The following is a 12,029-nucleotide window of genomic DNA, read 5'->3' on the forward strand; positions in this document are numbered from 1 at the left end:
GTAGGTTCCGAAGCATGACCAAGAGCTCCGACCTCGCCATCGAGGTGTCCGGACTGCACAAGTCGTTCGGCAGGACCCAGGCGCTGGACGGCCTCGACCTGGCCGTCGATGCCGGTGAGGTCCACGGCTTCCTCGGCCCGAACGGCGCCGGGAAGTCCACCGCCATCCGGATCCTGCTGGGCCTGCTGCGCGCCGACTCGGGCGCCGCACGGGTCCTCGGCGGCGACCCGTGGGCGGACACCGTCGAACTCCACCGCCGGATCGCCTACGTCCCCGGGGATGTCACCCTGTGGCGCAACCTCTCCGGCGGCGAGGTCATCGACCTGTTCGGCCGGCTGCGCGGGGGTCTGAACCGGGGGCGCCGGGCGGAGCTGATCGAGCGGTTCGAACTGGACCCGACCAAGAAGGGGCGGACGTACTCCAAGGGCAACCGGCAGAAGGTCGCCCTGGTCGCCGCGTTCGCCTCGGACGTCGATCTGCTGATCCTGGACGAGCCGACATCGGGTCTCGATCCGCTGATGGAGGAGGTCTTCCGGCGCTGTGTCGAGGAGGAGCGGGAGCGCGGCCGGACGGTCCTGCTGTCCTCGCACATCCTCGGCGAGGTGGAGCAGCTCTGCGACCGGGTGAGCATCATCCGCAAGGGCCGGACGGTCGAGAGCGGCTCGCTCGCCGACCTGCGCCATCTGACCCGTACCAGCGTCAGCGCCGAACTCGCCGGGCCGCCGAACGGACTGGCCCGCCTGCCCGGCGTCCACGACCTCGATATGCGGGGCCGCCGGGTCAGACTCCAGGTCGACACGGACAAGCTGGACGCGGTACTGCGCTCGCTGAGCGAGTCGGGGGTGCGGTCGCTGACCTCGACGCCGCCGACGCTGGAGGAGCTGTTCCTGCGGCATTACCAGGAGGAACCGGCCGCCGGCGACGAGACGGTGGGAGCACCCGCCCGTACGAACGCCGCGCAGAGCCTGGGGGAGCGATGACCGCCGTGACGACGGCTTTCGCGGCACGGACCGGGGGCCCGCGTCAACTGGCGGGTGCCGGAGTGCTGTTGAGGTTCTCCCTGCGCCGGGACCGGGTGATGATCCCCCTCTGGATCGCGGCCAACGCCCTGATGGTGCTGTCGATGCCGGGCACCCTGAAGCGCCTGTACGGCACGGCGGCCGAACGCGCCGTCCTGGCGGACCAGATGGCCGCCGACAGCTCGCTGCGCGCGATGGTCGGACCGGTCTTCGGCGAGTCCCTCGGCGCGCTCACCGCCTGGCGCATCGGCGTCTACGCCGGACTGCTCGCCGCGGTGATGAGCCTGCTCGTCGTCGTACGGCACACCCGCGACGAGGAGGAGAGCGGACGCCAGGAGCTGATCTCGTCGGCGATGGTGGGGCGGCGCGCCCCGCTGACGGCGGCGCTGCTCGCGGCGGCGGTCGCGAACGCCGTCCTGGCCCTGGTGATCACCGTCGGACTCGCCGGGCAGGGCGCCGCGGGGGCCCTGGCGCTGGGGCTGGGCATCGCCGGAGCGGGGCTGGTGTTCGCCACGATGGCGGCGATCGTCGCGCAGCTGACGGAGAGCGCACGGCTCGCGCGCGGGCTGACGGGCGCGGTGCTGGGCGCGGCCTTTGTGCTGCGCGCCGCGGGCGACGCCGGAGCGGGCGACGGCTCGTCCGTGCCGACCTGGCTCTCGCCGCTCGGCTGGCTGGAGAACCTGCGGCCCTACGCCGCCGAACGCTGGTGGGTGCTCCTGCTGTTCGCCGCGGCGGTCCTCGTCCAGTGCGCGGTGGCGTACGCCCTCGCCGGACGCCGGGACATGGGCATGGGCTTCCTGACCGTTCGGCCCGGACCGGCCACGGCCCGCCTGGGCTCGGCCGCCGCCCTGGCCTGGCGGCTCCAGCGCGGCGGTGTGCTGGGCTGGAGCATCGGCTTCCTCCTCGCCGGGGTCGTCTACGGCGGGATGACGGACGGCGCGACCAAGCTGGTCGGCGACAACGACAAGGCACGCCAGATCTTCGAGCGGATGGGCGGCCAGTCCGGGCTGACGGACACGTTCCTCGCCGCGATGGTGGGGATCATGGGCCTGGTCGCGGCCCTGTACATCGTCGCCTCGGTGCTGCGGCTGAACGGCGAGGAGACCTCGGGGCGGGCGGAGGCGGTGCTGGCGAACGCGGTGGGACGGCCGCGGTGGGCCGCCGGCCATCTGGTGATCGCCTTCGGCGGCGCGGCGCTGCTCATGCTGCTGGCGGGGCTGGGCTTCGCGGCGGGCTACGGCAGGGAGGGCGGCCCGATCCTGGGCGCCTGTCTGGTGCAGCTCCCGGCGGTGTGGGTGATCGGGGGGCTCGCGGTCCTGCTCTACGGGGTGCTGCCGCGGGGCGCGGTCGGGGCGTGGGGCGTGGCGGGCGCGGCACTGCTGATCGGCTGGGTGGGCCCCGCGCTGGACCTTCCGCAGACGGTGCTGGACCTCTCCCCCTTCGGACATCTGCCGAAGCTGCCGGGCGGGGAGATGCACTGGCCGCCGGTGCTCGTACTGACGGCGCTCGCGGGGGTGCTGGTGGCGGGAGGGCTGGTGGGGCTGCGGAGGCGGGATGTGAGCGGCTGAGGGGGCCGTCAGTCGGCGTAAGCCTTCAGTTCCCCGGTGTCGATGTCGATGCCTACGGGATCGGGGAGCGTGACCGTCCGTCGATGAACTCCCACCTGACGGTGTCGAGCTCCTTGGCCACGACTGCGGCAAGCTCCTCGAACTCCTCCACGGACATCTGGGCCGTGCGCTCTGCCACAACCGTCATGGTGCCCCCCTTCCCAGGCGCGGACCGGCTTGCCGAGCTGCCGATGACCACGGCCCCGGATCACCACATGATCGGCCGAACGGGTGATCAGCCGATCTCGACGCTCAGCCCCTCCAGCCCCCGGATCACGAAGTTCGGCTTCCGCCGCGGCTCCGCGGCCAGTCGCAGCGTCGGGGCCTTCTCCAGCAGGGCCGTCATCGACGCCGCCAGTTCGATACGGGCGAGCGGTGCGCCGATGCAGTAGTGGATGCCCGCGCTGAAGGAGATGTGCGGGTTGTCCCGGCGGGTCAGGTCCAGCTTCCCGGGGGCGTCGAACACCGCCGGGTCGTGGTTCGCCGAGCCGAACAGCATCGCGATCTCCGCGCCCCGGGGGACGGTCGTGCCGTCGATCTCGATCTCGTCCAGCACCCAGCGCTCGAAGAGCTGGAGCGGGGTGTCGTACCGCATCAGCTCCTCCACCGCCGACGGGACGAGCGAGTGGTCGGCGCGCAGGGCCGCGAGCTGGTCCGGATTCCGGAACAGCGCCCACCAGCCGTTCACCGTCGCGTTGACCGTCGCCTCGTGCCCCGCGTTCAGCAGCAGCACACAGGTCGAGATCATCTCCTGCTCGGTGAGCCGGTCCCCCTCGTCGTGGGCCGCGATCAGACCCGAGATCAGGTCCTCGCCGGGGTCCCTCCGGCGCTCCGCGATCAGCCCGCGGAGATAGTCGGAGAACTCGACCGACGCCCGCACCGCCCTGCGCGCCGTCTCCTGCGGCGGATTCAGCTCGTACATTCCGCAGATGTCCGCCGACCAGGGCCGCAGCAGCGCGCGGTCCGCCCCCGGGATGCCCAGCATCTCGGCGATCACCGCGACCGGCAGCGGCTCGGCGACATCCCTCAGCAGATCGCCGCCGCCCGCCTCCACCAGCCCGGACACCAGCTCGCCGGCCAGCTCCCGTACGTACGGTGCCAGGCGCTCCACCGTCCGTGGGGTGAACGCCTTCGACACCAGCCGCCGGATGCGGGTGTGGTCCGGCGGCTCCAGGTCGAGCATGCCGTGGTCGTTGAGGGTGTGGAACGGCTCGTGCTCGGGCGGCGGCGCCGTCCGGCCGAACTCCTCGTGGGTGAAGCGGTGCTGGTAGGTCCGGCCCAGGCGCCGGTCGCGCAGCAGCGCGGACACATCCGGGTGGTGCGGGACCAGCCACTGGTCGGTGGGCTCGTAGTGGAGCACCCGGCCGAGCGCGCGCAGCTCGGCGTAGGCGGGGTACGGGTCGGCGAGGAACGCCGGGTCCCACGGGTCGAACGCGAGGTCGGATGGGGCTGCCATGCCCGGACGCTAGCCCGGCCGGGCCCTCCGTGACCAGAGGTGTCCCACCCGCCGCGGCCCCGGCTCGGTCATCCCGGGGTCACCAGCCGCGCCTCGTACGCGAACACCGCCGCCTGGGTGCGGTCCCGCAGGCCCAGCTTCACGAGGATGCGGCTCACATGGGTCTTGATCGTCGACTCGGCGACCACCAGGCACTGGGCGATCTCGGCGTTCGACAGGCCCTGCGCGATCAGCACCAGCACCTCCGTCTCCCGGTCGGTCAGATCCCCGTAGGCCCCCCGCGCGGCGGGGACCAGGCGCGGCGTCCCGGACAGCTTCGCGAACTCCGCGATCAGCCGCTTGGTCACCGAGGGCGCCAGCAGGGCCTCGCCGGAGGCCACCACGCGAACGCCCTCGGCGAGCCGGCGGGCCGACGCGTCCTTGAGCAGAAAGCCGGAGGCCCCCGCCCGCAGCGCCTGGTACACATACTCGTCCAGGTCGAACGTCGTCAGCACCAGCACCTTCGCCGTGCCGTCCGCGGCGACGATCTGCCGGGTCGCCTCGATGCCGTTCAGCTCCGGCATCCGGATGTCCATCAGCACGACGTCCGGGGACAGTTCACGGACCCGCTCGACCGCCTCCCTGCCGTTGACCGCCTCCCCGACGACCTCGATGTCCGGCATCGCCCCGAGCAGCACCGAGAAGCCCTCCCGGACCATCATCTGGTCGTCCGCGATCAGCACGCGGATACCGCCACCGGTCACGCGGCCTCCTCCGCCGCGGGCACCGGCAGGAACACCGTCACCTCGTACCCACCGTCGTCCGTCTCCCCCGCCGTCATCTCCCCGTTCAGCATCGCGACCCGCTCGCGCATGCCCGTGATGCCGTGCCCCGCACCGTGCGTCGGCTTCCTCAGCGGCACGTGCGCCCCCGGGCCGTTGACCACGCGCAGACCCAGCCCGCCGAGCACATAGCCCAGCTCCACACGGGCCGTGGCCCCCGGCGCGTGCCGCAGGGTGTTGCTGAGGGCCTCCTGGACGATGCGGTACGCCGACAGCTCGACGCCCTGCGGAAGCTCTCGCTCCGCGCCCGTGACCACCTTGTCCACGGTCAGGCCGGCCTCCCGCACATTCGCCAGCAGGGCGTCCAGGTCGGCCAGGGTGGGCTGCGGGGCGTCCGGTGCCTCGTAGTCCTCGGCCCGTACGACGCCCAGCACCCGGCGCAGCTCCGTGAGGGCCGCCACCGCGTTCTCCCGGATGGTGGCGAAGGCCTTCTCCAGCTCCGGCGGCGGGTTCTCCACCCGGTAGGGCGCGGCCTCGGCCTGGATGGCGACCACCGACATGTGGTGGGCGACCACATCGTGCAGCTCGCGGGCGATCGTGGTGCGCTCCTCCAGCAGGGTGCGCCGGGAGCGCTCGTGCGCGGTCTCGGTCAGCCGGGCTGTCACCTCCTGCTCCGCGTCCCGGCGGGTGTGCCAGACGGTGACGGCCAGCAGGGCGAGGGCGGAGACCACCAGCATGGCGGCGGTGTCGCCGCCATAGTGGTTCCAGCCGAACCCGGTCTGGGCGACGAACGCGTAGGCCGCGGTGACCAGCCACATCCATGCCGCCGTGCGCGGCCGGGTGCGTATCGCCACCACCGTCAGCACCGTCAGATGGGAGAGAAAGCTGCCGGGCGCCCAGGGCCAGGCGCTCCAGTAGGAGCCCACGACAGCCGCGGCCGTGGTCGCCACGAAGGACAGCCAGAACGCCGCGACCGGGCGGACCAGCGTCACCAGCACGGGGACCAGGGCGAACAGACCGCACAGCGGCCAGGCCGCGCCCCCGTCGTTGTTCGCCAGGGCGGCCAGCATCGCCACCACTCCGGCACCCGCCACCACGATGTGCCGGCTCCAGGCCGCGTATCCCCGCATACGGCCGGACAGCCGCCCGCTCCGCGACCCCTCGACGCTCTTCGGGGGCAGCGGACGGTAGGCGAACGCGTCGTGGAACAGGTCCTGCCGCAGCCCGCGGAGGGCCTCCACGGCCGCCCGGTACTCCGGGCTGCGCGGCGTGTACGGGCGGAACGCGTCGTCCGGCGTCGTCTGCGTCTGGGTCGTCTCGGTCACGTGAAGAAGGTAGGCCCGGGAACGGTGCGCGGTCGTCACCAGTGAGAGGGTCCCCGGGGATCCGTCTCAAGTACTACGGGCAGGGCCCCGCTTCCCGCCGGGGGGCGGAGTCAGTACCCCGACGGCCGGACCAGCCCCGACTCGTGGGCGAACACCGCTGCCTGTGTCCGGTCCCGGGAACTGGCTCTCAGGCATGACGGGTATGACCCCGGCGGACTCCTGTGCCTACCACGCCAGTTGGGCGATCTCCTCCGCCACCACCGCGCACGCGTCCGCCACCGGGTCGATCAGCGGGAAGTGGCCGACGTCCTCCAGCAGCGTGAGGCCCACCACCTCGCCCGCCCTCGCCGCCGCCTCCGCGTACGACTCGGCGACCGCCTGTGGGACCACGAGGTCCCGGCGGCCCTGGACAAGGGTCGTGGCGATGCCGGTGGGCAGCAGGAGAGCCGGGTCCGCATACGGCCGCCGCTCGGCGAACGAGCCTGCCCCGCCGAGGAGTTGGATCGCCGCCCCGCCACACACATCCAGCTTCTCGGCGACGTGGAAGTCCGCGATCGGGGCGAGGGCCACGACGCCTCGCAGCGGAGCCGGGCGGTCCGTGCGCCAGGGGGCGTCCGCCGGCAGCACATGGCGGGCCGCCGCCCACAGGGCGAGGTGGCCGCCCGCCGAGTGCCCGGTGATCACCGTGCGGCGCTGGTCGGCCTGCGGCAACGCCTGGCGTACGAGGGCCGGAAGGGCGTCGAACGCCGCCGCGATGTCGTCGAAGGTGTCCGGCCAGCGGCCCGCCACCGGGCCCGCCGCGCCGCCCGGGCCCTCCGAGCCGTCGGCCTGCGACGGGATGAGCGCGCCCCTGCGGTACTCGACATTGGCCACGGCGAAGCCCCGGCGGGCCAGGAAGTCCGCGAACGGGGTGATGTGGAGGCGGTCGTACGGCGCCCGCCACGCGCCGCCGTGCAGAACGACCACCAGCGGGACGAGACCCGTGGCGTCCTCCTCGACCGGTCCCGCCTCCCGGGGGGCGTAGAAGTCGATCACCTGGTCGGGGTTGTCGCCGTAGGTGGCGGTGGCGTCGGGTTCCACCGGCGGGTGCGAGAAGGCGGACGCCTCCTCCGCAGCGGACGCGTCGTCCGGCTCTGCGGGATCGCGGGGGGCGGCGTCGTCCGGCATGCTCCAACCTCTCAGCGGCGAAACGGGATGCGTACGCGGTGGCCGGAGGGAATGTCGGCCGTTGGCGGGGACGGTATCAGGCAGGTGCCCTGCGTCCGCACGGAGTGGTGACGCTCGGTGAGGACGGAGGGATCACCGTCCGGGGCCGCCGTACGACCCCGGACGTGCCGCCGTGGTCACCCGCGGCTCAGGACAGCACCTCCGCCAGCACCCGAGCCGCCCGCTCCACGTCCGTGAAGCCCACGTACAGCGGGGTGAACCCGAAGCGCAGGACGTCCGGGGGGCGGAAGTCGCCGACCACGCCGCTCGCGATCAGCCGCTTCATGACATCGCCGGCGCCCTCGCAACGCAGCGCGACCTGGCTGCCGCGCTCCGCGTGGGCCAGCGGGGTCAGCGCCTCCACCCGGCCCTCCGGGACATACGCCGCCACGCACTCCAGGAAGAAGTCCGTGAGCGCGAGGGACTTGGCGCGCACCGCGTCGATCGACACCCCGTCCCACACCTCGAGCGCCGCCTCCAGGGCCAGCATGGACAGGATGTCCGGGGTGCCGACGCGGCCGCGCGGCGCGCCCGCCGCCGGTTCATAGGCGCCGTGCATGCCGAACGGCTCCACATGCGAGTTCCAGCCCGGCAGCGGGGAGTCGAAGCGGTCCTGCGCCTCCCGCCGCACATACAGATAGGCGGGTGCGCCCGGGCCGCCGTTCAGATACTTGTAGGTGCAGCCGACCGCCAGGTCGACGCCGTGCGCGTCCAGGCCGACGGGCAGGGCGCCCGCGCTGTGGCACAGGTCCCAGACCGAGACCGCGCCCGCCGCGTGCACCGCGGCCGTCAGGCCGGGCAGGTCGTGCAGCCTGCCCGTGCGGTAGTCGACATGGTTCAGCAGCACCGCCGCCGTACGGCCGCTCAGGGCGCCCGGCACCTCGGGCGGGGCCACCGGGCGCAGGGTGCAGCCGGTCATCCTCGCCGCCGACGCGGCGATGTAACCGTCCGTCGGGAACGTCGTCGCGTCGACCAGGATCTCGTCCCGGCCACTCCCGTCCGTCGCGGCCATGCGCACGGCCGCCACCAACGCCTTGAAGACGTTGACGCTGGTCGAGTCGCCCACCACGATCTGTCCGGGTGCCGCCCCCACCAGCGGGGCGATCCGGTCGCCGATCCGCTCCGGCGCGGTCCACCAGCCGCTCTCGTCCCAGGAGCGGATCCGCAGCCGGCCCCACTGCCTGCGGACGACGTCCTCCATCCGGCCGGGCACGGCCGCCGGCAGCGCGCCCAGCGAGTTGCCGTCCAGGTAGACGGCCTCGTCGAGGACGAACTGTTCGCGCAGCGCGGCCAGATCGTCCGCCGCGTCCAGATCCCTCGCCTTCTCGGTCAGGTCAGACATGGGAGCGCGCCGTCCACAGCTCGGGGAACACGTTCTTCTGCGCCCGCTTCTCCAGCCAGGCCACCCCGGCGGAACCGCCGGTGCCGGGCTTGGCGCCCATCGCGCGCCGGGTGGCCACCAGATGGTCGTTGCGCCAGCGCCACACCAGTTCCGCCACATCGGTCAGCACCTCGCCCAGACGGGCGAGTTCGTCCGCCGGATCCCCGGAGTACAGGGCGGTCCACACCGCCTCCACCCGCTCCGAGGGCTCGTAGCGCAGGGAGACGTCGCGGTGCAGCACGGCGTCGGGGACCGGGTGCCCGCGGCGGGCGAGAAGCCGCAGCACCTCGTCGTACAGGCTCGGCTCGTGCAGCGCCTTCTCCAGTTCGGCGTGCGCGCGCGGCGCGCCCCGGTGCGGCACCAGCATGGACGAGGACTTCTCACCGAGCAGGAACTCCATACGGCGGTACATCGCCGACTGGAAGCCGGAGCCCTCGCCGAGGGCGGAGCGGTAGGAGTTGAACTGTGCGGGCGTCAGATGCGCGAGGGGCCGCCAGGACTCGTTCAGCGCGTGCAGTTCCCGTACGGACCTCTTCAGCGCGTCGATCGCCGCCGGCACCCGGTCCTCGCGCAGGGCGCGCGACGCGGTCTCCCACTCGTGGACGATCACCGTGAACCACAGCTCCATCACCTGGGTGGTGACCAGGAAGACCATTTCCCCGGGGTCGTCGGAGAGGGTCTGCTGAAGGTGGGTGAGCACGTCCGCCCTGACGTAGTCCTCGTACGGCGTCGTGCCCTGGAAATCGAGATGCGGGGTCTCGGGCTCCTGAGTCTCTTCGGACCGATGAGCCTGGTGGGACATCGCTGTCTCCTGTTGTGTGCTTCGGGTAGCGGTCCGCCCCTGCCGATGCCGGCACGGGGGCCCCGGTCCCCACCCGCATCCTGCGTGAGGCACCCGGGCCCCGCAAGGCCCGCCCGGTCACAGGCGGGCCTCGACCACTCTTTCGCCACCGGCCCGGTACCTCGTGCCCTCGGCCAGGGCGTCCTCGCCGCTAGCCGAGCGTCTGGGCCGCGGTCGGCGAGGAGTCCTTCAGGAACTGCGTGCAGCGCTCGTACTCCTCCTGCTCGCCGATGGCGTGCGCGGCGCGCGCAAGGGCGTGCAGGGCGCGCAGGAAGCCGCGGTTCGGCTCGTGCTCCCAGGGCACGGGCCCGTGGCCCTTCCAGCCGTTGCGGCGCAGGGCATCCAGGCCGCGGTGATAGCCCGTACGGGCGTAGGCGTACGACTCGACGACCGAGTCCCGCTCGAACGCGTCGTCGGCCAGCTGTGCCCAGGCGAGCAAGGCCGCCGGGTAGCGGGCCGCTACCTCGGCGGGGGCCACGCCGTTCGCGAGGAGTTCGCGCGGCTCCGGGTCGTCGGGCAGATGGGTCGGGGGCGGGCCCCCGAGGAGGTTCTCGTGAAGGGTCATGGCTCCCAGTGTGCGCCATGGCCCTTGACCGGCAACGCCTGCCCGCGCACCACCGAAGGGCAGTGGAGTCAGGGCCACCCCGCCCGGCCGACCAGCGACGGGACGCCCCCCACCCCGCCCGGCCGACCAACGACCGACGCCCCCCACCCCGCCCGGCCGACCAACGACCGACGCCCCCCCCACCCCGCCCGGCCGACCAACGACCGACGACCCCCCACCCCGCCCGACCGGCCGAGGGCGCGGCGCGCCGTCGCCACGCCCCGGCGATCGGTGGCGGGCACACCGTCACGCCGTCCCGCCAGTGCCGGAGGCGCCGGTCTCGCGCGGTGGTTCCAGGGGTGGGGACGTCACATTGCCGTGGGTGCGGCATTCGGGGTGCCGGCAGCCCGGGCGCGGGCGGCGTACGGTCGCGAAGGCGAGCACCGCGCCGGCCACCAGGACGGCCGCGCACAGGGGCATCGCGCGGCGGAAGGCGGCGTCGAACGCGTCCGCCGAGCGGTACGCGTCCGGGCCCATCCCGGTCAGCAGCGGCAGCGCGGCCACCGCGAACAGTCCTGCCGCGCGGGCCGCCGCGTTGTTGATGCCGCTGGCGAGGCCCGCCCGTGCGGTGTCGACCGAGGCGAGCACGGTCGCCGTCAGCGGGGCGACCAGGGTGACCATGCCCGCACCCATCACCAGCAGGGCGGGCAGGACATCGGCCGCGTACGAGGCGTTCTTGCCGACGCGCAGCATCAGCAGCATGCCCGCCGCGCACAGCAACGGGCCGACGGTGAGCGGGATGCGCGGCCCGATGCGCTCGGCCAGGGCTCCGGAGCGGGCCGAGAACAGGAGCATGAGGACGGTGGTGGGCAGCAGTGCCGTACCGGCCCGGAGCGGTGAGTAGCCCGCCACCACCTGGAGCTGGAGGGCGGTGAGGAAGAAGAAGCCGCCGAAGGCGGCGTAGACGCAGAGGGTCACCAGGTTGACCGCCGTGAACTGCCGGGAGGCGAAGATGCCGGGCGGCATCATCGGGTCGGTGCGATGCTTCTCGACATAGACGAAGGCGATGCCCGCGGCCACGCCCAGGCCCCCCAGGACGGGCACGGCCGGGGAACCGGAGCGGGCCTCGATGAGGGCGTACGTCGTCAGGGCGAGGGCCAGGGCGCCGAGAGCGGCACCGAGGGCGTCGAAGCGGCGGTGACCGCCTCCGGCGGCGGACTCGGGGACGTGCCGCAGGGCGATGGGCGCACAGAGCAGCGCCAGTGGGACGTTGAGGAGGAAGACCCAGCGCCAGCCCGGGCCGTCCACCAGCCAGCCGCCGACGAACGGGCCGATGGCGGCGCCGATTCCACCGCAGCCGGACCACAGGCCGACCGCCCGAGCCCGGTCGTCCGGGTGGAACGACGCCTGGATGAGCGCGAGCGAGCCGGGGGTCAGCAGGGCGCCGCCGATCCCCTGGAGGGCGCGGGCGGCGATGAGGACGCCGGGGTTGGGAGCGAGGCCGCACAGCAGGGAGGCGGTCGCGAACCACACCACCCCGAGGACAAAGATCCTGCGTCGGCCGAAGTGGTCGCCGAGGGCACCGCCGAGGAGGATCAGACCGGCCAGCGTGACCATGTACGCGTTGACGGTCCACTGAAGGGCGGCGAGGCTCGCGCCGAAGTCGCGGCCGATACGTGGGAGGGCGACGTTGACGACGGTGGAGTCCAGCAGCGCCATGCTGGACCCGAGCACGGTCGTCACAAGGATCCATGTGCCCTGCGGGGTTCCCACCCGAGTGGCGGGGGCCTGCCGTGCGGTGACAGCCATGGAGCGATCATCCCGCCTCGACGGCGCTGGGACCAGACGGGCGACGGGCCCGGTGACTGACCGGGCCCGTCGGGAATCCG

General features: G+C 73.2%; 11 protein-coding genes. 2 read left to right on the forward strand and 9 right to left on the reverse strand.

What is annotated here, in order from left to right; genetic code table 11:
- Positions 1-14 precede the first annotated feature (14 nt).
- Both ACIP94_RS10030 and ACIP94_RS10035 read left to right on the forward strand, forming a co-directional pair.
- Complete coding sequence (locus ACIP94_RS10030) at positions 15-980, forward strand: ATP-binding cassette domain-containing protein (protein ID WP_402422189.1); 966 nt, start codon at positions 15-17, stop codon at positions 978-980.
- Complete coding sequence (locus ACIP94_RS10035) at positions 977-2,587, forward strand: ABC transporter permease (protein ID WP_402422191.1); 1,611 nt, start codon at positions 977-979, stop codon at positions 2,585-2,587. Before ACIP94_RS10030 ends, ACIP94_RS10035 begins: the two co-directional genes overlap by 4 nt.
- A gap of 52 nt (positions 2,588-2,639) precedes the next feature.
- Here the strand turns inward: ACIP94_RS10035 and ACIP94_RS10040 are convergent, their stop codons facing one another.
- The 9 genes from ACIP94_RS10040 to ACIP94_RS10080 form a co-directional block, all read right to left on the reverse strand.
- A complete protein-coding gene (locus tag ACIP94_RS10040) occupies positions 2,640-2,774 on the reverse strand; it encodes a hypothetical protein (RefSeq protein ID WP_402422194.1) in 135 nt (44 codons plus the stop codon).
- An 87-nt stretch (positions 2,775-2,861) separates the two neighbouring features.
- Entirely contained in the window at positions 2,862-4,082 is a 1,221-nt protein-coding gene (locus ACIP94_RS10045; RefSeq protein ID WP_402422196.1) for a cytochrome P450, read from the reverse strand.
- Positions 4,083-4,150: 68 nt separating this feature from the next.
- A complete protein-coding gene (locus ACIP94_RS10050; RefSeq protein ID WP_402422199.1) occupies positions 4,151-4,825 on the reverse strand; it encodes a response regulator in 675 nt (224 codons plus the stop codon).
- Positions 4,822-6,168, reverse strand: a complete 1,347-nt coding sequence (locus ACIP94_RS10055) for a sensor histidine kinase (protein ID WP_402422202.1) — start codon at positions 6,166-6,168, stop codon at positions 4,822-4,824. The genes ACIP94_RS10050 and ACIP94_RS10055 overlap by 4 nt, the downstream gene beginning before the upstream one ends.
- 225 nt (positions 6,169-6,393) lie before the next feature.
- Complete coding sequence (locus tag ACIP94_RS10060) at positions 6,394-7,335, reverse strand: alpha/beta hydrolase family protein (protein WP_402422205.1); 942 nt, start codon at positions 7,333-7,335, stop codon at positions 6,394-6,396.
- Positions 7,336-7,522: 187 nt separating this feature from the next.
- The gene (gene kynU, locus ACIP94_RS10065; protein ID WP_402422207.1) at positions 7,523-8,716 is read right to left on the reverse strand and encodes a kynureninase; all 1,194 of its coding nucleotides are present in this window, start codon (positions 8,714-8,716) and stop codon (positions 7,523-7,525) included.
- Positions 8,709-9,557, reverse strand: coding sequence for a tryptophan 2,3-dioxygenase family protein (locus ACIP94_RS10070; protein ID WP_402422210.1), 849 nt, complete (start codon positions 9,555-9,557; stop codon positions 8,709-8,711). Before ACIP94_RS10070 ends, kynU begins: the two co-directional genes overlap by 8 nt.
- Before the next feature lie 190 nt (positions 9,558-9,747).
- Positions 9,748-10,161, reverse strand: a complete 414-nt coding sequence (locus tag ACIP94_RS10075; RefSeq protein WP_402422213.1) for a DUF3151 domain-containing protein — start codon at positions 10,159-10,161, stop codon at positions 9,748-9,750.
- Between the two features lie 285 nt (positions 10,162-10,446).
- Positions 10,447-11,949 (reverse strand): MFS transporter, encoded by a 1,503-nt coding sequence (locus ACIP94_RS10080; protein WP_402422216.1) that lies wholly within the window; start codon positions 11,947-11,949, stop codon positions 10,447-10,449.
- Positions 11,950-12,029: the final 80 nt, after the last annotated feature.

Source organism: Streptomyces sp. NPDC093261 (assembly GCF_044753645.1).
In the GTDB taxonomy this organism is placed as follows: Bacteria; Actinomycetota; Actinomycetes; order Streptomycetales; family Streptomycetaceae; genus Streptomyces.